The following is a 23,327-nucleotide window of genomic DNA, read 5'->3' as shown; positions in this document are numbered from 1 at the left end:
ATAGAGCAAATAAAATGGTACCTGTTTTATTCAATATTTCGTGAGCAGTTCCATCAGCATTAAAATGGAGATTAGTTTTTTGGAAGATTGATATTCCGGGCTCAGCTGTTCTCGGATCTCGCCCAGCGCCTTACTTAATTTATTACTTACTGTCTTATTGCTAATTCCCAGGGCTTCTGCTGTTTCATTGACAGATCTGTTTTTTCGGATCCTCATATCATACACCTGCTGTTCGGTTGACGGAAGTTGCAGAACGATTTCATCAATCATAGATAATAAAATACTGACCTCATTTTCCTCAAGAATTTCAAAATATTCACTGTCTGAAACATCTATTTCTGCAGGAATATCAAATTCATCAATACTTAATGTTGGGGGTGCTTTTTTAAGGCTATTATAGTAATCCAGAATCCGATAATGCAGATGGCGCAGCAGATAGCCTTTCGCACTTTCTGCTTCATCTGTTTGTATCATCTCTGTATTTTCAAGAATCTTTATCCATAAATTCTGAAGCAGCTCTTCGGAAACCTCTTTATCCCTTGTCCGCACGAAAACAAAACGGTATAGATTATCCCAATACCGGTCATATAACAACATAAATGCAGGTCTGTCACCTGATTTTATTTGCTTTAATAAAGTAGAATCTGTTAGGCTCATATTGCTGCAACAAAATTACCTAAAGGAAAATTAACTTTTTGTGAACTTTAATTATGGTAAGGTTAAATATTTCTGGTAAATATCCCTTAATTGTGAATTTAATGTTTAGTAAATGTAAAATAGATTGAAAACTCTTTGGGTTTTGCTGTTAATATGAACAGAATATTAAAAATGACCTGGGGAAGTTTCTCATTTTCATAGTCTTATTGATAGAAGTATCGGTGAATACTATGAAATATTTTATGAAACGTTTTAATTATAAAAATATCGAGGCCTTTGTTTTCAGACTTTGGAGCCGTGAAGTTTCAGAGGAAAAGATCTCTGAAAAGGAAAAGGAAATTTTAGAGAAATGGAAAGTTTATGCAGAAAAAGATCTGGATGAAGTTCATTTGCAGGAATCTAAAGAAAGAGTTCTGGCTGGTCTTGAGCATTATTTCATTCCTTATAAAAAAATAGGGAAAAGAAATCGTCTTCAGAGCAGTGTCTACAAAATCGCTGCGGTCATTATTCTGTTTTTAACATTAGGCGGACTTTTTACTTACCATACATTCATCAAGCCGGATGTTTATCTTGCTGTATCCGAAAACAGGATTGTTCGTCTTGAAGACGGATCTGTGGTAACCTTATTACCAGGAGCAGAACTTACGGTGGCAAAATCATTTCCTGCTTCTACCAGAGTAGTGGATTTAAAAGGAGATGCTATTTTTTCTGTAGCCAAATCAAAAATTCATCCTTTCATTGTTCATGCCGAAGGTTTCAGTACGAAAGTATTGGGAACGGTGTTTAAAGTGTCCCAATCCGGGAAGAAAAAAGCAGTAGATCTTTATGAAGGAAAAGTGGCTGTATCTTCTGCCGGTGTGCCTATTTCTTATCTGAAGCCCAATCAGAAATGGACCAATCTTGGGGTTTCCCGTACAACAGCTATTATTTCATTTGCTCCTGACAAAGTTTCCGGGAAAGAGAATCCTAAGCTCCTGTCTTTAAGTTTTAATGATGTTCCGTTAAAAGAGGTGATTACAGTGCTGGAAGGGAATTACAGTACAAAAATTCATTATCCAAAAGAAGCAGAAGATAAAAAGATTACAGCAGATTTCACAGGAGGAACTGTTGGTGAAAATATTGAAGCACTAGCCTTTATTCTGGGGTGTGAAGTTCAGAAAAATGATAATGCCTATATCCTGAAAAAATAAATATCAAAAAAAAAAATAATCAGATAACCTTAATCAAAAGAGAACACTTACGTATGAAAAGTTTGAAATGTGGTTTTACCATAGCAGCCCTATTTTTTACTGTTGCAGCAGAAGCACAGGAATTGGTTCAGAAAGTTTCATTTTCTGTTCCTTCCAGCAGACCGTTAATTGAAGTTCTGGAAGAATTTGCAGGGAAAACAGGAATGAGGCTGGCATATTCAAAATATGATATTAAAGAGCTGAAGGTAAAAGGAGTAAAATGTGAAAATTCTTCTATCAATAATTGCCTGAAAGATATTACCAATGGACTTCCTGTAGTATTCCGTTTACATGGAGATCTTATTTCAGTAAAATATGAGAGTTCTAATACTTCTATTCCGGGAAACGGACGGATCTCCGGAAAAATAGTAGATGAAGTAGGAAATCCAGTGGCCGGAGCAGAGATTAATATTGCAGGGAAATCAGCTGTGACAGACAATAATGGAGATTTCTCTGTAGACCTGCCTTCAGGGCTTTATAACATGACGGTGAAAGCACCTAAATACAATACGCTTCGGGTAGAAAAATTATCGGTCAGCAATAAAGAGACCAATACGGTTTCATTTGCATTGAACAGGGCATCTGATAAAATTACAGATATTAAAGAAGTAGTAGTGACAGCAACCCGTAAAGCAGATACTCAGGCTGGATTATTGGCTCAGCAGAAAAAAGCAGCCCAGATGAGTGACGGAATTTCTGCTGAACAGATTGCTAAAACACCGGATAATGATCTGGGCGGAACATTGAAAAGAGTAACAGGAATCACCACTATAGATAATAAATATGTTGTGGTACGATCTATGGGAGAACGTTGGAATACAGCTGCTATGGATGGAATTAATCTGCCGAGTACGGAAGCTTACAATCAGAACTTCTCTTTTGATATTATTCCTACGTCAATGGTGGAAAGTGTTGTTGTAAGTAAATCTGCAACACCGGATATGAATGCCAGTTTTGCAGGAGGTTTTGTAGAGGTAAGAACCAAAGATATTCCCAATGAGAATTTTACCACCATAAGTATGGGAACTTCTTATAACGATCAATCTGCTTTTAAAGAATTCCTGACCCGCAAAAGAGGAAAGTACGATTATTTCGGGTACGATGACGGAACAAGAGATTTTCCTCAGGGTCTTCAGGCTATGAACTGGACCAATCCGATGTTTTTTGAACAATCCCGCCAGTTTAAAAATGACAACTTCACAAATTACAAGACAAGAGGAGATATGGGCTCCAATTTACAGCTTGCTTTAGGAAGAACCTATGCTCTTAAAAATAATAACAAATGGGGCTTTGCCGGAGCATTTATTATGAGAAACGAACAGAATAAGCTGGATATAGATCATACGGGAAGGGGCAATTGGCTGGATACGTCAGGTACTGCATTTGATGCCAATGGGAAAATGCCTTTTTATAATTTTAAAAATTCAGGAGCTTCTTATAATTATAATTCTACGGTAGCTGGGATGTTGAATTTTGGATTGCAGTTAGGAAAGAACAGGTTTTCATTCCGTAATTCATATACCCATATCTATGATAATACCCTGACAAGGATTACAGGATGGGATGAGTATACTAATGGAAGTGGTTCACCCGCTGAAGCAGAAGCTTCGTACAATTATTTTTATCACGGAATAGCTCCTAATAATGATCCGTCAAAAATCGCGTCATTAGACAAACCTTTTACAAATAATACAGTTTATCCTGTTTATCAGATGTTTTTACAGAATAAGCTGGAAGGAAATCATAAGTTCGGAAATATAGAGGTTAACTGGTTTGCTGCCAGAACGGGAGTTTCATCAGACACTAAGGATTATACTCAATACAATACTTTATATAAATTTATAGGACGTGAGATTCTGAATTATCACGTAGCCAATAATTCTGCAAGTGATTTTGCAAGAGGATTCATTGCCAGCAAAGAAACAGATTATAATTATGGAGCTTCTTTCAAATGGGGCATGAACAGAGGGGACTTTAAAAATGATATTAAAATAGGATACGCAGGAGCTTCAAAATCCAATACCAATCAACAGCAGAAATTTTTATTGAGAGTAGATGGAAACAGGAGTGTTCCAAATCCTAAATTTTTGGAAATGTACGGATCTCTTGCTGACTGGTTTGACGGCTCTCATTATGCACCTGGAGGAATAGGGTGGGAGACAAGACCATTATATGTAGATGGTAAATATGAAGGAGAAGTTGAGCAGCATGCTATGTATGTGATGTTTGACAACCGTTGGAAAAATAAATTCAGATTAGTCTGGGGATTGCGTGCAGAATACTTTCAATATGACCTTGTTTCTCAGCAAATGGAATCCAAAGACTCCAATAATTTCCCCCAAACGGGTATAGATGATAAGCCATGGCAATGGATGCCTTCAGCCAATTTTACGTATAGTCCCACCAGTAAAATAAATCTGAGATTAGCCTACAATAAGACGGTAATTCGTCCCCAGTTTAATGAAAGAACCGGATTGCCTTATTTTGATCCGATAGCTAATGGGCAGATATTCAATACCCATATGGTATCATCTACAGTTAATAATTACGATTTTAAATTTGAGTGGTTTCCGGGATTAGGAGAAATATTTTCAGCAGGGCTGTATTACAAAGATATTGACAGACCTATTGAAAGGGAAGGATACATTACCGGAGAAGGAAACTTACAGCTCTACAACGGAAATTCTAAAAATGCAAAATTGAAAGGATTTGAAGCAGAAGTTAGGAAAAATCTGGGCTTCATTGCACCTAATTCTTTCCTTGAAAAACTCTTCATCAATGGAAATTTCACCTATAATATTACAAAAGTAATTGCCTTTAAAGATAAAGGGAATACAACAGATCAGGATGCCACTTATGAAGTAGACAGACCTCTTTACGGGCAAACTCCTTATGCTTATAACGTAGGATTAATATATGATGGAGAAAGACTGGGATTCAGCTTTTTATATAATGCTAAAGGGGATCAGTATATTACTGTAGGATATGCTTATAACGGAGAAGAAATCCAGCGCCCTTATGCTGTAGCAGATGCACAGATCTCATATAAATTCTTAAAAAACAGGAATTTGGAACTGAAGCTGAATGTAAGGAATATGTTCAACAGGGTAAAGGAATATTATAACAATTTCAACTCTTATCTGGGATATACTGACAATATAGGGAATAAGACTGCCAGAGAACTGCAGGAACTTGTACCTGGTGCTACCAATAGATATGATAAAGATATTGATAAAGTTGTATTCCGTGCTTACAGCGGAAGAATATTCGGGCTAAGTATCAATTATACATTCTAATATCGCATTAATACTAATAACTCAAACAATAAAAAGAGCTCTCAATATAGAGGTGTACAGGTTTCGGAAACCTGGAAAATGGCCCGGAATAATACTGATGATGCGCACAGCAGTACCAGATCAATCAAAAACCGGACGCTATGGACTTTTCCCGGAAAATAGCGGATAAACAGGGAACTCAGACAGCTCAGCTCCTCATGGTCTGTAAGATGTAAACAATAACCAAATCGCAGAAATATAGAGGTGGATATTTCTGAATATTAAAAAACTTCCGGTCATAAAAATAAATAACCGGATTTACCAAAAATTATAACAATGAAAAGATTAACTCTAATTGCAGTTGCTGCATTATCTCTTACAGCTTGTCAGAACGATCATTTAGCAGATTCTTCAACGCCATTTGAAATGAAATCTACTTCAGCTGAATATCTTACAGCTTCTGCACTACCTGTTACTAAAGTGAGTGGACCTATTACTTCCAATACAACATGGAGTGGAGTCATTGAAATTGATGGTACTGTAGCCGTTAAAGACGGAGCAACACTTACCATTCAGCCAGGCACATTTATCAAAGCAAAACCTAATGCTATAGGAGAAGGTTCTGGGATCCTTGTGATTACCAAAACAGGAAAAATCAACGCTACCGGAACTGAATCTCAACCTATTGTTTTTACAAGTTACAGACTTTTAGACGGAGATGAAGATACTACAGCTACTCCGGGAGATTTTGGAGGGGTAATTCTTTTGGGAGATGCTCCTACCAACGTACCTTTTACAACAACTGTAGAGGGGCTTCCTACTAATAATCCTGAATTCTATTTTGGTGGAACAATCTCTGGACATAATGCTGGGATCATGAAATATGTTCGTATTGAATTTGCAGGTTATGATTTCGTAGGGGCTAATTCCGGAAACGAAGTTAATGCTTTGACGTTAGCTGGTGTTGGAAACGGGACTACTTTAGATCACATCCAGGTTTCTTACGGACAGGATGACTCTTTTGAATTCTTCGGAGGAACAGTGAATGCTTCCAATCTGATTTCTTTTGCTGCAGAAGATGATAATTTTGACTTTGATAACGGGTATACAGGAACAATTACATGTGCTCTTTCTTTAGCTGATTACAATTCATCACACACTGTAAGCGGTGGTAGCCCTGACTCTAACGGTATTGAGCTTGATAACAATGCAACAGGTACGGCTACAGCATTAATCACAAATCCTGTTATCAATAACCTTACTATTATTGGAGCTAAATTCGGAAATGCAGGACAGGGAGCAGCTTACGAAAATGGTATCCACATCAGGAGATATGGTAAATTAACATTAAACAATGCTGTAGTAACAGGATATCCTGTAGGAATCAAAGTAGAAAATCCAGGATCTGAGCTTTCTTCAGCTTCTAATTTCGCGTCAATTCAGGTGCATGGATTTACAACTTCTGTTACAGGAGCTGGAACTACGGGAATCCCAACAGCTAACCTTCTTACAGGAAGTACAGCTGCATTATGGGGAATGAGTCAGCCATTCTTTAACGAAGGAAGCTGGAATGTATCGCCAAGAAACTGTGGAAATTTCCAGGGTAATTGGACAAAATACAATTTTGCTATTGTAAACTAAAAAATTATACAAGCAAGGAACGGCCTATGTTCATTCCTTGCTTTCTTTTTTCTTTTAAAAATATTAATAATCAGTATCATGAAAAAAATAATTTTATCATCTGTTCTGTTTTTATCTCAGCTGGCCACAGCACAATCTCTGGTTTGGGGAAATACTTTTGATACTCCTGACGATCTTCAGGGGTGGACATTCCATGATCTGAATGGTAACAACAACGGATGGATTCAAGGAGCCAATATCTATCACAATGGTACCTCTTTAACCTACGGGAGCACAGGTGTTCTAAGACACTCTACAAACCTGGTTCCATCAGGAAGTGCTACAGGATTTGGAACTGAAAATGACTGGATTATTTCTCCTCAGATTGACCTCACCGGGGCATCAGGAACTATCACTCTTACTTCTGCCATTGGAAGACAGAGAGCTTCCCATATTATTGTGAGCCGGGATCTTTATATCTATGTAAGTACTCCTCAAAAAGAAGTTCCTGGTTTAGCTGATTTTCAGGCAATGACAGTAGATGGGTCAGGAAACTATCTTCAAAGTCCATATAAAATACAGGTAGGTTCTTCAACTAATCCTTTTCCGGCAGATCTTACTCAATTTGGAGAAAGCCTTGTAGACCTTTCTGCTTTTGCAGGAAAGAAAATTTATATAGGAATGTGGGCCAACAGAAATGCCAGCGGAAATAATATCATGAATATCAATATTGATGAAATGGCTATCTATGCTACATCCTCAACTCTAAGCACAAAAGATGTAAAAAAGAAAGAAAATCTGACAAAAATTGCAGAAAATCCGGTGAAAGAATACTTACAGCTTCAGCTTAATCCTGCATTAAAAGAAAATATAACAGCAATTCATATTTATAATGCAGCAGGACAGAAAGTTCTTACAACTCAGTACTCAAGATTAATCAGTACAGCAGTTTTATCAGAAGGAGTATACATAGCGGAAATAACTGATGGAAAAACTACAGAACGTTTGAGTTTTATTAAAAAATAAACATTCTGTTTTAAAAACTGACCATGAAATTTTACTATACAATAATGGATGACCCTTGTAAAAGAAGAGGTTATCCAGAACATATCCAACTAGTTTTTTTATAATTGTGTATTGCCCTGCACAATGAGGCAGGGCAATATTTTTAAGATTAAAATAATATAAAAGATGAATAAGATCTTTGCACTGCTATTATGCATCATATTGTGTTCCTGTACAGACAATACGGTGATGGAAAAATATGATGTGGCACAAAAACCTGGAGAAGTAACTATCAAAGGATACTCTAAGCCGGACATACTTCAGTTGAGGCTTAACGGAGAACCTGTATCTATTGACGGGAAAACCTCCTATACCAATAAAATAGAAACCAAACTTGAGTTTGTCGTGGATGAAGGAGAAACCAACAAGCTGGCAATATATAATAATGAAACAGGGAAGGAAGTGATGCAATATAACCTTACCTATGATAACATAGAGAACTATAAAAAACTATATTTCTTCAATCTTCCGGGGATCTTTCTGCAGGCTGAGGCGATAAAACCACAGGTTAATCTCGGGAAAGTAGGGTTTGAATTTATTTTCCCGAATCTGGGCGAATTTTCAGGATCACCCCTTAAAAATATCAAAGGTGTTTTAAAAAGAGAAAACGGTACCATACTGGCAGAATTTGATAATATAGGAAAAGATAGTTTCACTCCTGTAAAAATCTATAGTTCTTTCAGTTCAACAGCTCCTGTATATCTAGAATTGTACAAACCAGGAACTACAGAACCTTATGCCGGATCAGCAATGATTAAGGTAAAAATAAAACAGGATATGGGTGCTAATATGATCATCCTGCAGGAAAAGTCAGAAAATGGAGTATGGGTAGTAAAAGGAGATGTTGATGTAGCAGAATACTTATAATCAGTGATGAAAAACTTTTTTAAACTTCAATTCATAGCAGCCATCATACTCCTCATTTCCTGCACGGATAATGATGAAAACCCTCCTGCCTTTCCTGAAGGAAGTACAGAATCTGTTAACCTTTGGGTACGGGATAGTCTGAAACGGTATTATTACTGGGCAGATCAGATACCCGCCAAACCGGACTATCATCTTCCTGTAAAAGAATTTTTTAAAAGTCTGCTGGCTCCCCAGGACCGGTTTTCTTTTATTGTAAATACTGAAGATCCCTCCAGTTATCCACGTTCGATCCGGAATATGTATGGTTTCGATTATACTGTTCTTCAGCAGACCAATGGGGAAGTGGTAACGGTGATTAAATTAGTTCTTAAAGATTCCCCTGCATTCAATGCGGGACTTGAGCGTGGAATGATTATTACCAAAATCAATGGAAAAACAGTGACGGCAAGCAACGCTGAAGCCATAACTTCTTCTATGAAAGATCTTACAGTCTTAGATCTTAACGTAGGAAGCTGGAGCAATGGAACGGTTACTGGTGAAAAGGAGATTAAGGTATATTATGGATTATCCTTTGAGCAACCGTTATTGTCTAAAATATTTGAAAAAAACGGTAAAAAGGCAGGCTATCTTTATATTTATGATTTTCCGGATGGAATAACACAGAAACTCAGCCAGAGATTTGCAGAGTTTAAAGCCGCCGGAGTACAGGAACTTATTCTTGATCTTCGGTATAATTACGGAGGATCAGTGTCTGCCGCTGCTGCTCTCTGCTCTCTGATTCCTTCGGGAATATCATCTGCTTCTCCATTCATCATTTTTAAAGGAAATAAAAATGGTGGTGAAGTGAAGAGAACATTTGGCCAGCAGATCGTTTATGACCCGAAAGCGCTTGATTTTAATACTTTACGTACAAATGCTTTAGGGTTGAATAAAGTCTATATTCTGACTTCAAACAGTACAGCTTCCGCTGCTGAAATAGTCATCAATAATCTGAAACCTTATCTTCAGGTAATTCAGGTTGGGGATGTAACGCTGGGAAAAGATATGGCAGGATTTACCGTGGAAGACAAACGGAAACCACAAAAGATCCGTTGGCAGATGCATCCGGTAATTTATAAAGTATTTAATGCTAATGGTACTGGTGAATACAGTAACGGAATTTTGCCACAGGTTTCAGTTAATGAATATGCTGCACTGCCGTTATTGCCTTTAGGTCACCCCGATGAAATATTGATTTCCTCTGTTTTGAACGGAACTTATTTTAAATCTGTACATAAAGAAGCATCTACCGGAGAAGTTAAGATCTTATATCAGAGTGATGTGCCTCCAATAGCTGTTGGCAGGAATTTATAGCATACATTCTGACCTAAGAAACGCTCATTAAAAATTAAGACCATGCAGGGAATAGAACCAAAACTTCACACAAGCCTTACCAGCCGTATTGAATATTACCGCCTGTTGATAGAAGCTGCAGATGATTCTGAAACCCCTTCATCTGACGTCATTACACAGATTGCCGAGTTGAGTAATCTGTATGAAGAATATCTGAAAAATAAAAAGAACCTTGAAGAAAGCATAAAAAACTACAGAGCCTATCATAATGATCTAAGAAAGAAACTGACAGTGAGGCTCCGCGAAATTAAGAGAAAAACAAGACAGAAGTAATTCGTTTTCCACCAGTAGATCAAGTGGAGTACTATTAATATAAAAAAGCCCTAAATGGGCTTTTTTTATTATTGAGATTATTGTTTTAAATCACGTTTTGTAGGGAAACTTTTCTTTAATTCTTCTTTAATATCATTATCAAGATGGGCAAACTCTTTTCTCATTAGCCAGTGATATACATTTTGCTGGCCTGTTGTAACAACATAAGCCTGTTCAAAATCCCATCCCAATGATCCCATATAATTCATAGCATCCACCATCGAGTTAAATTCTTTATTAGAACCATCCTGATTTTTCATTCTGTTGCTTTCCCAGAAACTTGTAGCCTGACCATAGTCAATTTCAACAGTTACTTTTTTACTCATAAATTTGGAAGTTCCAACAATTTCCGCGTAAACGTACTTAGGAGTTTCTTGTGCAAAGATGAATGATGCACCTGTGATTGCCAACATCAATAATAATTTCTTCATTTTAAAAATTTTGCGCAAAGAAAGTGAAAAATTACATTATTCCTGTTATGGAAATCCGTAATAGATGAGTGATGGAGGCTGATATTAAAGGTAAAATTCATATTTTTATAGTCTCAAGTTGAAAGTTAACAAGTTTATGAATTTTAATGAGACTGTACTTTCCGGTTATTTAAAAATATTCTGGCAGTTTTCCTGGCCGGAATGGATCGTATTCAGTCTGATGAGTAATCTTTTTCTTTACTTATTTTCAATAGGGTTGTATCTTTTTATTGATAAGACCTGTCGTAAAAACCCATTACAGGAGAAAGACCATCCTGTTTCAGCATCAGATTTTTATCTCAGTCTTTTTACGGTTATCTGTAATAGCCTTGTGATGCTGATCGGAGTTTTTTTATGGAAAAACGGATGGATTGTGCTGGGAAATACCCAATCAGGATTAGCCATTTTTGCTGAGGTCTTAGCATTACTTCTTTTAATGGATCTCTTCATGTATTTTTTTCATTACGCAGCCCATTTACCTTTTGTATATAAAATGATTCATGGAAAACATCACGAGCATGTAAGCACCAACTACCTGAGCCTTTTTGTTCTTCATCCCTTTGAAACCATAGGATTTGGACTCATGATGCTGGTATTATTACTTTGCTATAATTTTTCTGTCATTTCAATTTCTATTTACCTGTCCATTAACCTTATCTGGGGAACCATTGGGCATTTGAACCGTGAATTTTTTCCTGCCAGTTTTGACCGATTTTTTGTGGGGACTACCAGATTTCATAATCAGCATCATTTGGATGAAACTAAGAATTTTGGTTTCTACACTTCCATTTGGGACAGATTGTTTAAAACGTATAAGTAGATGACATCTGTTTATTTCTTAGGATAAAATTAATTGAGATAAAATTGGAATGGGTAAATTCTCACGCAGATTTTACAGATTATGTAGATCTTTTAAAGGCTTTTTAATAGCCACAGATACACGAATTAATAGTTTTATTTTGTTTAAAAACTATGTTGCAATGTGGTTTTAATTTTTTTTACCACATACTTAGAATATTTATAAAAAGATGATCAGAAGTAGGTGGAGAATAATAACTCCCAACTTCTGGCTTCCCGCTTCCAACCTAATTCGCATTCAATTCCTTAGCTTCATCCCAGCAGGCTGTACAAAGAATTTTATAGTCACAATTCACGAACCAGTCTTCCTGGTCCTGATCTGTTTCAATCTGATTCTCAGCTTCTGCACATTCATCGCACCAGGCATCAGGGCGGCCAAGATCTGCATCATCAAATTCATTAAAACCTACAGGAATTCTATCCAGAAGACTATGAGCGAGATGGGTACACAACAAACCTATTTCCTGCTTTCCGTGGAGAGAGCATTCAGTATATTTTTTTGACATTTTTAAAGAAGAATTTTAGGTGTATTCAAAACAGATTACTGCTTTTTTAATGGAATCATCATGGAATAAAAAGATCTGATCGGCAGCACTTTGTTGAAAATCATATCCTTCGATACAGGCGATATAATCTAATAATTTACCGTTCAGGGTCGGTTTATTCATAAGATTTTCACCACCAAAATTAGAGTCTTCAAGGCTCTTTCTCTCAATATTAAGCTCTTCAAAGATGCCATATAACTTTTGCTCTGTTCTTTCCACCATATAATCCGAATCTTCATCTTTTTCAAGATCTTCAACCGTTAGCTGGCGTAACCTTTCCAGTCTGCGGATATCTTCAATAGTAAGGCCTGGTCTGTAAGAGTATTTGTCGTAGAGCTTTCCATGCTTGTTGAAATAGGCTTTTTTCAGCTGGTACATGGCTTCATTCATATTATATTCAATGTCCAGCTCAGAAAATTGTTGATCGTATTGTTCAGGAGTGATTTCTGTAGAGGTTTGGAAGTAATTCCAGTCTGCATCAAATTTGTATTTACCCTCAATAATATCAAAGCCAAGCATATCCTCTTTGGTAAATTGGGTATGATATTCAGGTCTCTCTTCTCCTACACAGCCATCATAAATTTCCTTCACAGAAACAATATGAAGCCATTCATTTTTAGAAGAGTCAAGAAGTTGGAGATTAAAAGAACAGATAGGGAGAAAATATTTTTTGTGATTTTCCAGGTCATCATAAAATACATCTTCATAGGCCGGGAAAAGTTTGATCAGTTCACTCATAGAGTCGAAATTAATTTTTTAAATGATTATGGTGTTACAATGTTTTGTGTTTCCCAAAAATACAAATTAATTATAGGGAATCAGATAGATTAAAGTTTGATTTCCTTCAAAATTTTGCCCAGCAGGTCATTAAAATGTTTAAGCTCAGCGGAACTGAGTATTGTTGCAGCTTGCTGTGTGATTTTTTTTCGGAATGTTTCAGAGTTTTCAACCACAAACCTGCCTTTTTCAGTTGCTGAAAGATTGAACTTTCTCCGGTCCATTTCATCCTGAATTTGAACAATAAAGCCATTGCTGATGAGTGTTTTCAACTGCTTGGAAACGGCTGCAGGAGTAATTTTAAAAGCGGTAGCGATCTCTTTTCCTGTTGATCCTTTTTTACGAAGAATAAATTCAATTATATTATAATGAGAAGCCGTTATTCCATTAATATCTCCTCTGTTCATATGAGCGAGAATAAGACACTGGAAATCGGTAAACGTATCAAAAAATTTTTTTTCAGTAGGTTTCATGGAATGAATTTTGATTAACTTAGTTAACTATTAACAAAGTTAATAATTTAAAATGGAAAACATAGAAATTACTAATGCAAGACAGAATAATCTCAAAAATATTTCCATAAAAATTCCAAAATATAAGATCGTAGTTTTTACGGGAGTATCGGGATCAGGGAAATCATCCCTGGTATTTGAGACCATAGGAGCGGAGGCACAGCGTCAGATTAATGAAACGCAGAACAGTTTTATCAGAAACCGTTTGCAGCATTACGGCATTCCGGATGTAGATAAAATCGAAAATCTTAATGTTCCCATTATCATCAACCAGAAGAGACTTGGTGGAAATGCACGTTCCACAGTGGGAACGGCTGCCGACGTATATGCTTCCCTGAGGCTGCTGTTTTCAAGAATGGGACACCCTTTTGTAGGATATTCCAACGTATTTTCATTCAATAATCCACAGGGCATGTGTCCGGAATGTGAAGGTCTGGGGATTGTACAGACCGTAAATGTTACTACTCTGATTGATCAGACGAAGTCTTTAAATGAAGGTGCTATTAAGTTTCCAACCTTTCAACCGGGCGGATGGCGTTTAACCAGATATACACAATCTGGTTATTTTGATAATGATAAAAAGCTGAAGGATTTTACCGCTGAAGAATGGGATATCCTGTTATATGAACCTGAGCATAAACCGAAATATCCTGATAAAAACTGGGGCAAAACTGTGAAATATGAAGGGATTATTCCCCGGATTGAAAAAACGTTTCTTAAAAAAGATTCCAAAGAAAATATAACAAGGAAGGATGCTTTGAGTAATGTTGTCATCACAAAAGCCTGCCCGTCATGCCAAGGAAAACGGCTGAATGAAAAGATTCTGAGCTGTAAGATCAAAGGTAAAAATATAGCAGACTGTACTGCACTTTCTATTGATGAGCTGTTGGAATTTATCCAAAGCCTGAAATCTGAAGCTTATGAAGTCATAATTAAAGAGCTTTCTGCAAAACTTCAGAATATCATTAATATAGGGCTGCAGTATCTTACATTGGACCGAAGCACAAATTCTCTTTCCGGAGGTGAATCCCAAAGGATAAAAATGGTAAGGAACCTCGGAAACAGTCTGGTGGATTTACTGTATATCTTTGATGAACCCAGTATTGGTCTTCACCCAAAAGATCTGCAGAATATTAATGCCATTATTCAGCAGATTAAGGATAAAGGGAACTCTGTTTTGGTGGTAGAACATGATCCGGATATTATAAAAATGGCCGATTGGGTAATCGATATGGGCCCTGGCTCTGGAAAAAGTGGTGGAGAAATTATCTATGAAGGAGACTTCGGAGGATTAAGAAAATCTAAAGGAAAAACAGGATCTTATTTTAAAGAAAAAGCAGTCATAAAAAACGAGTTCAGAAAAGCTAATGGCTACCTTGAAATTAAGAATGCCAGCCTGCACAACCTTAAAGATATCAGTGTAAATATCCCGACAGGAATTATGACTGTTGTTACCGGTGTGGCAGGTTCCGGAAAAAGTACCTTGATTAACCATATTTTGCCCTTGTTTTATCCGGATTTAACAGTGATAGATCAATCTTTATTTACAGCAAGTGCCCGATCTAATCTTCTGACGTATTTAAATATATCCGATACAGTACGAAAACTGTTTGCAGAATCCAATCATGTTTCCGAAAAGCTGTTCAGCCGGAATAGTGAAGGAGCCTGTAGAAATTGTAGAGGATTAGGAGTAGAAAAAATAGATTTAGCTTTTATGGATGACATTGAGCAGCCCTGTGAAGTGTGCGGTGGTTCAGGATTTGATCCGAAAGTTCAGCAATATCAATATCATCAGAAAACTATCGTAGAAGTGATGAATATGACGGTTTTGGATGCTCAACATTTTTTTACAGATAAAAATATTTTAAAAAACTTTGATCTGCTGGTAAAACTGGGGCTGGATTATCTGATGCTTGGACAAAGGCTGGACAGTTTTTCAGGTGGTGAAAGACAACGTTTGAAACTAACCCGTGAACTGAAGAATACCCATCAGATTATTGTCCTGGATGAGCCAAGCACCGGCTTACATCCAAGTGATACTCAAAAACTGCTGTCATTTTTTAGTGATCTTGTAGACCAGTATAATACATTAATTGTTATTGAGCACAATCTGGACATCATTGCTCAGGCAGATTGGATCATTGATATTGGTCCCGGTGCCGGAAAATTTGGTGGAAAAGTTTTGTTTGAAGGAACTCCTGAGGCATTATTGAAAAATAAGATTTCATATACTGCAGAATTTCTGAGAAAACATATTGAATAAATAAACCATTAAGATTTTGAAGAAAGTAAGAATTGCTAAGAGAAAAATCTTACGGTTTTAAATAAGCATCACTTAAAGCAAAGCTACTCTTATAATTATCCTTAAACTCTTATTAAATCTTAATGGTTTAAATTTTTATTGTAACTGCAAATATTCACAACTGTTAATCATTGTGTTGTTTGTGTTTGAAAATTACTTTTTCTGAGCTTTTAAAGCAGCTTGAATTCTTTCATCAATAAGCCTCCAGTCATACAAATGAAATACCCTGCCGTTGCTCATAGCTACAAAAACACCTTTAGGAAATTTTGGCCCTAAATTAACATGGGTAACTTCAGAACCATCGCTTTCTAGCGTAGAAACTGGAATGGCTGCTATTCTTCCTTTTGCAGGATTTTCTCTCAGGTATACATTGAAAGAATCATTCTGCTGATCAGATACCAAAATATATCCTTTTCCTTTGGAAGTAGGGTAGATGGAGATCCCTTCTACATCGGATGTAAAATCACCCTGCCCGAAAACAAGAAGTTCTTCATTTCCTTTTGCCGGATCTGCATAATATTGGTGAACTCCAAACTGTTCATCAGAATAATAAATATATCCCAGCTCATCATCCACAGCAATGCTTTCTATCTCTTTCAAACCGCTGTATTTTCCAAATTTGCGGACAACATCCCCGATGATGCTTCCATTTTTTTCCGAAAGCTTATATTGCCATAAATAACCATCTTTAGGTCCGGATTTTCTTCCTGCAATCACAAAAATATCTCCTGTTTCCGGATTTTTATACATGGATATTCCCATTGGACCTCGCTCTGTTTCTCCTTCGAATACAGAAATTTCGCCAACCTCCTTCAATTCAGGAAGAGAATACAGTTTAACCTTATTGGTTTCACGTTCGGTAACTGCTGCTATGTCTGTCTTTTTTCCATTTAAAACAAAACCATATTCAATATCCACGTTATTAGGACGTTTAAGTCCTGAGACCTTGTGGATGATTTTACCATTAAGATCAAAGGCATAGAGCCCGCCATCCGTGTCTTTATCTGTTCCGATGATGATACTTTTTGATGCGTCATCAGGGTTGATCCATATGGCCGGATCATCGGTGTCATGAACCACGGTTTCTGTAATAACGGTTGGTTTTAATTTCTCTCCTAACTGATTCTGGCTTTTACAGCCTATCACCAAAGGAAAAATGGCAAGTGTTGCTATATAATATGTTATCTTTTTCATGTTTCTAAAAATCGAATTTCACACCTAAGGTAAATCGTGGTCTGTAATATTCTGCCTGTGCAGTCCTGCTTGGGATTCCCTGATAATATCTTAACGGCTGATTTGTAAGATTATTGGCTTCTGCAAAAAACCTTAGCTGACTTGTAATTTTGTAGGAAGCATTGGCATCCAGGAAAAACTGCTTATCATAATAACGGTCATCAAAGGACTTTCCACCCAACTCATCAATATAATGAGAAGCATAATTCATGGAAACCCTTGCTGAGAAACGTTTGTTTTCCCAGGAAAGCGATCCGTTGAACATATGAGGTGCAGCTCCTGGAAAACCTACATCTGTTCTTTCAATACCTTCTTCATTGGTGATCCCTTTAGCTTTGGAGTGTGTATAGGTGTAATTGACATAGATTCCCATGCCTTTCCAGAATGCTCCCGGAATAAAATCTAGTTGTCTTTGTAAAGCCACTTCAAAACCGTAGATGCTTACATTATCTCCGTTGCGCTGTTGGGTAAATTTCCAGTTGTTTTCTCCTGCAGGAATGGGATTGGATTGTCCTGCAAAATCAGCAGCAAAGTCATTGGTAGTATAATTTCTTCGGGAAAAAGTATAAATAAAGTCTTTCAGGTTTTTATAGAAAATACCTCCGGAAAGAATTCCTACTGACTTAAAATATTTCTCTGCCATGAAGTCGAAATTGTAAGCGTAGGTTGCCTTCAGGTTAGGATTCCCTGCTGAAACAATCTCATCCTCTGAGATAACGTTAAGATAAGGAACCAGTGAGTAATAGTTTGGGCGGGCCAGAGCAGTGGTAAATGCTGCACGGAGAACAAGATCCTGAACCGGAACATATTTGAAAGATAGGCTCGGAAGTACGTTCGTATAGGTATTGGTATTATTGATTTTTCCAACCAGATCACTTTCGTTCATAACGTAGTTTCCTGTGTAGTCAATCTTGGTTGTTTCTACACGAGCCCCAACAATCATGGAAAGCTGATCATTGAAATCCTGATCCCAACGGATATATCCCGCATAAATCTGCTCTTTTGCACTATAATTGTTGGACAGGAATTTTGAAGGTTTCGATTTACCATTGAATAAGGCAGGATTAAATAAGTCTAATCCACCTAAATATGCAGGATCAACAAATGCTCCCGGAATATAATTTCCAGGTTGAAAATTCTGCCCGTCAAGATATAAAGTAGGTATAGACAGAAGGCTTCCCATGTTGGAGGTAGGAGTGAAGGCATAAAAGTCATTCTCTCTTTCCTTTTCTTTCAAACGTATGCGGGCACCGGTGCGAAGTCTTCCTTTTTGACCATCAATCACAGAAAGAGGAAAACGTACATTTACTTTGGCTCCAAATTCCTTTTCCTGAGTGAAGCTGTTGGCATCAGAAAGGTCACTTAGTTTATAGCTTCCCAAATTATCAGCAGCAAGAAGATTGAACATAGGCTTCCTTGGATCGCTAAGGTCCGGAGAAAAGTTCATTTTGCTGTTCTCAAATTCAATATAGCGCTGATGAGGTTTATCTTCGCTGGCTATAGCATAATTCATAGACCAGTCAAGATCTACTTTAGAACCCAATAAATGTTCTCCTCTTAAAGCATAATTCTGAACTTTTTGTTTCTCGAGACGGGTATTGTCATTATCGGCATCGCCTCCTTTATTCTGTCTTGTGATACTGCCTTTCCAATCTATAATTTCAGACTCATCGGCATTGTACACCGGTTTTATTTTATATCCAAGGGCAAAACGGGTTTCTTTGTCATTTCTGAAATTGTACATCGCAGAAGCATAGATTTTATTCTTAGAATTGAATTCATAATCCATATTAAGATCGAAACTATGTCTGATACGATGTTCATTGTAGTGGCGAACTCCCATTTTGCTTACATAAGCAGTTTGAGCCCGGTCATTCGCCAGGCTCCATACCGGTTCTATATTGTCTGAGCCAAAATTATTATTGTTATACGATAAGCTGAGTACAGCTCCCAGTTTTTTATTGAAGAAACGGTTTCCATATACTAATCCCGCAGTATAATTTCCTTTTTCACGGATTGGGCTGTATCCTCCTGCCAATGTTGCAGAAATCCTTTGGCCGTTAGGAGAAGCTCTGGTAATCAGATTAACGGAACCTCCGATAGCATCAGCATCCATATCCGGAGTAAGGGTTTTATTTACTTCAATGGTGGAAATCATATCAGAAGGAATAAGGTCCATCTGAACATTACGGTTATCTCCCTCAGCGGAAGGAATCCTGTCTCCGTTTAAAGTTACAGAGTTCAGGTTGGGAGCAAGCCCTCTGATGATAAGGTTTCTGGCTTCACCCTGGTCGTTCTGTATAGTAATCCCGGGAACACGTTTTAAGGCATCCCCGATATTGGCATCAGGAAAACGTCCAATCTGGTCAGCAGAGATCACATTCGTGATGTTGGAGTTGTTCTTCTGCTTATTTAAGGCTCTTGCCTGGTTTTTAAGGGTAGCTCCGGAAACTACAATTTCAGCAATACTTGTTTCCTTTTTATCGAAAACAATATTTTGTTTTGTATTTTTTTCAGACTCTACAGTAACATTATATTGGTGAATACCGTAGCCCAGATAATCTACTTTCATGGTATAATTTCCGGGTGGAACATTCAGAAATACAAAATTTCCATGTTCATCGGAAGTGGTATAGATATTTCCCGGATTTAAGGAGATTTTGGCTCCCGGCAGGGCAATTTTAGCGTCGTCGTTAATGTTTCCGGAAAGAGTTCCGGTTTGTGCATAGAAAAATAGAGAAGCACAGAACAACACAGAGGTAAAAATTTTCTTCACTTTCTTTTAATTAGATATAAATTACAGCAAAATTAAACGTCTGTTTGGAAAATAACTTGAATAGAAAATTAAGGTTGTTTTAAGATTTGTTAATACTGGAGCGGGATGTAAGATTTTTGTCAGATTTCAGATCCTAGATTTCTGGATGAAAAATCTCCTTCCAATAGCAAAGTCAGTTCATCACATTTCACAATCTTCTTATCCTCAATGGTGAACTCTGCCAATACTTTATGCAGGACAATACCTCCATCTTTTAATACTGATTTGGCAAGATGATGCGTGAAAATGACATTTCCATTCTCAGCATAGTTGAGGATTTCAATCTTTTGTTCCGCTACTTTCTCTTTAAGTTTTTTAATATGCAGAATAAACTCTTCATAATTGAGCTGATGGTGATCTACAAACTGAATGTAGTCTTTTGAGAAATATTTTTCAATGAATGATAAATCAAATACCGGGTTTTCTAAAATATTAAGAAAAACCTGTTGGATAATGTGTTTCATAGGTGTATCGTTATGAAGCAAAATTACCTCCTATCTTTATCCGTAAACGATAACATTTGTAAACAGTTTGTTGAAAAAATAATCGTAACGTTTAGCCACGAATCCACGAATTATTTTTACTCTTGTATTTTTATTCGTGCATTCGTGGCCTATAAACTATTTAATTTCTATAGAAGGAATATTGGTGATTACCTGCCATTTTCCGTTTTCCTGAACACAGGCGATAAGGGAAGAAAATAATAAAGTGGGACTTTCCAAAGAAACCTGGGCATACGCAATATTATTTTTCTGTTCCAGAGAATGATAGGTGATCTGACGAGGTTTTCCACCAAATATTTTATCACTTACCAGGCCGATGTATTCCTGTTTGGAAATAATAAATATTCCCGGTTTATCAAAAAATCCGTCCTGAATATTCTGGTAATTTTCGTGAAGAATTTCTTCCAGAAGTGTTGTGTCACTATTGTCACCACCTTTAATGAATTGTTCAATGGCCTGTTTAATCTGTTCCATAATTAATTGAGTTGTTTTAAAATTTCGGATTGCTGTAAAGTTATTTTCTCTGTATTTCTGATCTCATCGATCACTGTACCATTCAATGGAAAATAGCAGATATTGGTGATGCCTACATGGTTTAAAAGCAGGGTGAGATGGTTTTCCAATGGATTTCGATGATGCGGATCAAGGGCTATGCCTCCCATGGAAGAAATGATGTAGGCTTTTTTATTTTCAAGCAAGCCTTTAAGCGAAGTATTTCCTGTAAACGTTTTCTTTGTTCTGATAACCGTATCAAAATAAGCTTTTAACGAAGACGGAATTCCATAATTGTACATAGGACAGGTGATTAGGATTTCATCAGACTGGTATAGCTCATCAATCAGTTCATCAGATAAATGGATGCTTTCCGTATCGGGGTTTTCGCTAAAGAAAGCATCAACAGTCTTCTGGGTGATATGGGGAACAAGCTGTTGGCTGACATCCCGTTCCAAGATATTTCCATCCGGATTGCTAAGTTTCCATTGTTGAATAAAATAATCACCTAATGCTCGTGAATAGGAATTCTCTGTTCTTAAGCTGCTGTCGATTCTTAGAAGTGTGTTCATACTTTTTTTCTTTAAAGACACACTCCATTTCTAAAACGTGACAGATTATTGCAATCTTTTTAGTTTTTCAGGATCTACAATAGAATAAATCTCACGAATCATCCCCTCAGAATCAATATCCAGGATGTGACAATTATAAATACGGTCATCCTGCCAGAAACAAATAGCAGGCTGATGATTAAACATATGGAAAGTATGAGGCTTTTTACCCAGAAACTGCTGTTGTACATAAGCCAAAAGTTGTGCTGTCGCTGATTTACCAACTTCCACAGCTTTGATAACACGAACACGTTTCCCTCCATCTGCAGACAGCCTTATCTCGTCAATGAGCAGCTTTTCGATATCGGGAACATTGCCTTCACTCAATGCCAGTTGATATTTCTGAAGGATATCAGTTCCTGATGATATGCTGATGTTATCAGGAGTATATTTTACATTCTGCAATTGTTTTCCTGCGCGGCTCAGGAGTTTTCGGGAATTTTCAATGGAAATGTCAAGGGTTTCTGCAATTTCCTGATGAGAATAATCAAAGGCTTCTTTTAGAATGTATACGGCGCGTTCCCTTGCATTTAGTTTTTCCAAAAGAACAAGCAGGGTATAGCGGGTAGTTTGCTCTTTAATAAGCTTATTTTCTGCATTTTCAAAAGAAAGAGGTTCAGGAAGCCACTCGCCATAGACCATTTTTTTACTGTGCCTGTTTTTAAAATTGATGGCATGATTAATAGTGCTTTTAATCAGAAAATTGGTTTCATTTTTAATTTCAGATTTATCTAAAGAAATATATTTTTCGATTACATCCTGTACCAAATCCTGTGAATCTTCATAAGAACCGGTAATATTATAGGCATAAGTAAGAAGCCTGTTGTAATTTTCCTGCATGATATTTCTTTTTAAGACAAACTTAGTGAACAAAACGTGACGGATTTATAAGATAAAAGATAAAAGATAAAAGATAAAAGATCTTGTCATTAAACAACAATTCCCCATATGTATATCCACACGGATATCAGGATCAATAGGAGCGGGCTTTAGTCTGCTCAATAAAAAAATAACCCAATTCCAATGGCTTTAGCCAAAATCTAAAACAAACACAGCACTACAAAATTGTAATTTTTTTTCCCCAATTTGCACTTAGAAAATACCAACCTTTAAAATCAATCAACAAAATGAGTTCATTCCCGAAGATTTTAACAGATCAAAATGCAAAAGAAAGCCACTCTGATTATAAGAAAGCATTATTTGATCTTACTCCTAATGCGATCACGGTTAAAGAGCTGGGGCATCTGATGCGGATTTATACCACTACTAAAGAGATTTCTTACCGGAATAAAATCCTTAAATTACTGTATAATCATCGAGAACCTGAACTTCATTCTTTTTTTGAAATAGCCTATAAAAAAGAAAGGTATCGTGATATGAAGGTTTATGCCCTACGTGGGCTGGCACAGTTTGCGGAAGAAAAAGAGATCGTAAAACTGGTTGATAAACTTAAAATTTCACTGGCCAAAACTGAAAAAACGACTCCTTATAATTATCAGGAATACGAATTATTGAAAGGAAAGAATGGATTGCCTTTTCTTGTTGAACAATACAATTATGCTTCATTCAAAGAACTGTTGGCACAGGTGAACGAGCAATATGACAGAATGCCGGATGCTTTTAAAGGACATATTACAACCGATGAACATGGGGAAATTGTTCATTTGAGAGGTCCTGGTGAGAGTGCAAGAATGATACGGGATTTTTTTGACAGGATGAAAAAGTAAGGAGATTAATCAATAAAAAACCGCATTGAAATTACTTCAATGCGGCTCATGGTTATTAGTTGGTT

21 protein-coding genes are annotated in these 23,327 nt (G+C 36.9%); 10 read left to right on the top strand and 11 right to left on the bottom strand.

All coding sequences use genetic code 11. From position 1 onward, the window contains the following. Positions 1–30 precede the first annotated feature (30 nt). The gene (locus tag M2372_RS17800) at positions 31–657 is read right to left on the bottom strand and encodes an RNA polymerase sigma factor (RefSeq protein WP_123319538.1); all 627 of its coding nucleotides are present in this window, start codon (positions 655–657) and stop codon (positions 31–33) included. Positions 658–899: 242 nt separating this feature from the next. On the opposite strand from M2372_RS17800, the gene M2372_RS17795 reads away from it, so the two are divergent. The 7 genes from M2372_RS17795 (at position 900) to M2372_RS17765 (ending at position 10,378) form a co-directional block, all read left to right on the top strand. After that, a complete protein-coding gene (locus M2372_RS17795) occupies positions 900–1,847 on the top strand; it encodes a FecR family protein (protein ID WP_228455714.1) in 948 nt (315 codons plus the stop codon). Between the two features lie 53 nt (positions 1,848–1,900). Next, complete coding sequence (locus M2372_RS17790; RefSeq protein ID WP_123319536.1) at positions 1,901–5,182, top strand: TonB-dependent receptor; 3,282 nt, start codon at positions 1,901–1,903, stop codon at positions 5,180–5,182. Between the two features lie 315 nt (positions 5,183–5,497). Then, positions 5,498–6,802, top strand: coding sequence for a hypothetical protein (locus M2372_RS17785; protein WP_123319535.1), 1,305 nt, complete (start codon positions 5,498–5,500; stop codon positions 6,800–6,802). Positions 6,803–6,880: 78 nt separating this feature from the next. Next, a complete protein-coding gene (locus tag M2372_RS17780; protein ID WP_123319534.1) occupies positions 6,881–7,807 on the top strand; it encodes a T9SS-dependent choice-of-anchor J family protein in 927 nt (308 codons plus the stop codon). A 165-nt stretch (positions 7,808–7,972) separates the two neighbouring features. Further along, positions 7,973–8,713 carry a hypothetical protein gene (locus M2372_RS17775; RefSeq protein WP_228455713.1) on the top strand — a complete coding sequence of 247 codons (741 nt, stop codon included), beginning with the start codon at positions 7,973–7,975 and terminating at the stop codon, positions 8,711–8,713. A 6-nt stretch (positions 8,714–8,719) separates the two neighbouring features. After that, positions 8,720–10,066 (top strand): S41 family peptidase, encoded by a 1,347-nt coding sequence (locus M2372_RS17770; RefSeq protein ID WP_123319533.1) that lies wholly within the window; start codon positions 8,720–8,722, stop codon positions 10,064–10,066. Between the two features lie 42 nt (positions 10,067–10,108). Further along, positions 10,109–10,378, top strand: coding sequence for a hypothetical protein (locus M2372_RS17765; RefSeq protein WP_123319532.1), 270 nt, complete (start codon positions 10,109–10,111; stop codon positions 10,376–10,378). Positions 10,379–10,455: 77 nt separating this feature from the next. Here the strand turns inward: M2372_RS17765 and M2372_RS17760 are convergent, their stop codons facing one another. Further along, complete coding sequence (locus M2372_RS17760; protein ID WP_123319531.1) at positions 10,456–10,848, bottom strand: hypothetical protein; 393 nt, start codon at positions 10,846–10,848, stop codon at positions 10,456–10,458. A gap of 136 nt (positions 10,849–10,984) precedes the next feature. Here M2372_RS17760 and M2372_RS17755 point away from each other — a divergent pair, with 136 nt between their 5' ends. Next, positions 10,985–11,707, top strand: coding sequence for a sterol desaturase family protein (locus M2372_RS17755; RefSeq protein ID WP_123319530.1), 723 nt, complete (start codon positions 10,985–10,987; stop codon positions 11,705–11,707). 265 nt (positions 11,708–11,972) lie between these two features. On the opposite strand, the gene M2372_RS17750 is transcribed toward M2372_RS17755, so the two are convergent. The 3 genes from M2372_RS17750 to M2372_RS17740 all read right to left on the bottom strand — a co-directional run bounded on the left by M2372_RS17750 (position 11,973) and on the right by M2372_RS17740 (position 13,540). Then, complete coding sequence (locus tag M2372_RS17750) at positions 11,973–12,251, bottom strand: hypothetical protein (RefSeq protein ID WP_123319529.1); 279 nt, start codon at positions 12,249–12,251, stop codon at positions 11,973–11,975. A 15-nt stretch (positions 12,252–12,266) separates the two neighbouring features. Then, positions 12,267–13,028 (bottom strand): hypothetical protein, encoded by a 762-nt coding sequence (locus M2372_RS17745; protein WP_123319528.1) that lies wholly within the window; start codon positions 13,026–13,028, stop codon positions 12,267–12,269. An 89-nt stretch (positions 13,029–13,117) separates the two neighbouring features. Beyond that, on the bottom strand, positions 13,118–13,540 hold the full coding sequence (locus M2372_RS17740; protein WP_115973291.1) for a MarR family winged helix-turn-helix transcriptional regulator: 423 nt from the start codon (positions 13,538–13,540) through the stop codon (positions 13,118–13,120). A gap of 52 nt (positions 13,541–13,592) precedes the next feature. Here M2372_RS17740 and M2372_RS17735 point away from each other — a divergent pair, with 52 nt between their 5' ends. Continuing rightward, positions 13,593–15,842 carry an excinuclease ABC subunit UvrA gene (locus M2372_RS17735; protein WP_123319527.1) on the top strand — a complete coding sequence of 750 codons (2,250 nt, stop codon included), beginning with the start codon at positions 13,593–13,595 and terminating at the stop codon, positions 15,840–15,842. 192 nt (positions 15,843–16,034) lie between these two features. Here M2372_RS17735 and M2372_RS17730 read toward each other — a convergent pair whose 3' ends face one another. The 6 genes from M2372_RS17730 to M2372_RS17705 form a co-directional block, all read right to left on the bottom strand. Then, complete coding sequence (locus M2372_RS17730; protein ID WP_123319526.1) at positions 16,035–17,075, bottom strand: phytase; 1,041 nt, start codon at positions 17,073–17,075, stop codon at positions 16,035–16,037. Between the two features lie 4 nt (positions 17,076–17,079). Next, positions 17,080–19,890 (bottom strand): TonB-dependent receptor, encoded by a 2,811-nt coding sequence (locus M2372_RS17725; protein WP_123319525.1) that lies wholly within the window; start codon positions 19,888–19,890, stop codon positions 17,080–17,082. Between the two features lie 119 nt (positions 19,891–20,009). Next, a complete protein-coding gene (locus tag M2372_RS17720; protein ID WP_123319524.1) occupies positions 20,010–20,393 on the bottom strand; it encodes a hypothetical protein in 384 nt (127 codons plus the stop codon). A 156-nt stretch (positions 20,394–20,549) separates the two neighbouring features. Beyond that, the gene (locus M2372_RS17715; RefSeq protein WP_123319523.1) at positions 20,550–20,906 is read right to left on the bottom strand and encodes a nuclear transport factor 2 family protein; all 357 of its coding nucleotides are present in this window, start codon (positions 20,904–20,906) and stop codon (positions 20,550–20,552) included. Between the two features lie 2 nt (positions 20,907–20,908). Further along, positions 20,909–21,496 (bottom strand): FMN-dependent NADH-azoreductase, encoded by a 588-nt coding sequence (locus M2372_RS17710; protein WP_123319522.1) that lies wholly within the window; start codon positions 21,494–21,496, stop codon positions 20,909–20,911. 45 nt (positions 21,497–21,541) lie between these two features. Further along, complete coding sequence (locus M2372_RS17705) at positions 21,542–22,375, bottom strand: sigma-70 family RNA polymerase sigma factor (protein WP_115973283.1); 834 nt, start codon at positions 22,373–22,375, stop codon at positions 21,542–21,544. 287 nt (positions 22,376–22,662) lie between these two features. On the opposite strand from M2372_RS17705, the gene M2372_RS17700 reads away from it, so the two are divergent. Continuing rightward, positions 22,663–23,262 (top strand): hypothetical protein, encoded by a 600-nt coding sequence (locus M2372_RS17700; RefSeq protein WP_123319521.1) that lies wholly within the window; start codon positions 22,663–22,665, stop codon positions 23,260–23,262. The last annotated feature ends 65 nt before the right edge of the window (positions 23,263–23,327 follow it).

The sequence above is a fragment of the Chryseobacterium sp. BIGb0232 genome (assembly GCF_024810195.1).
GTDB classification, from domain to species: Bacteria; Bacteroidota; Bacteroidia; order Flavobacteriales; family Weeksellaceae; genus Chryseobacterium; species Chryseobacterium pennae.
The sequence above is the reverse complement of the archived record's forward strand: the minus strand, read 5'-3'. Positions and strand labels throughout refer to the sequence as shown.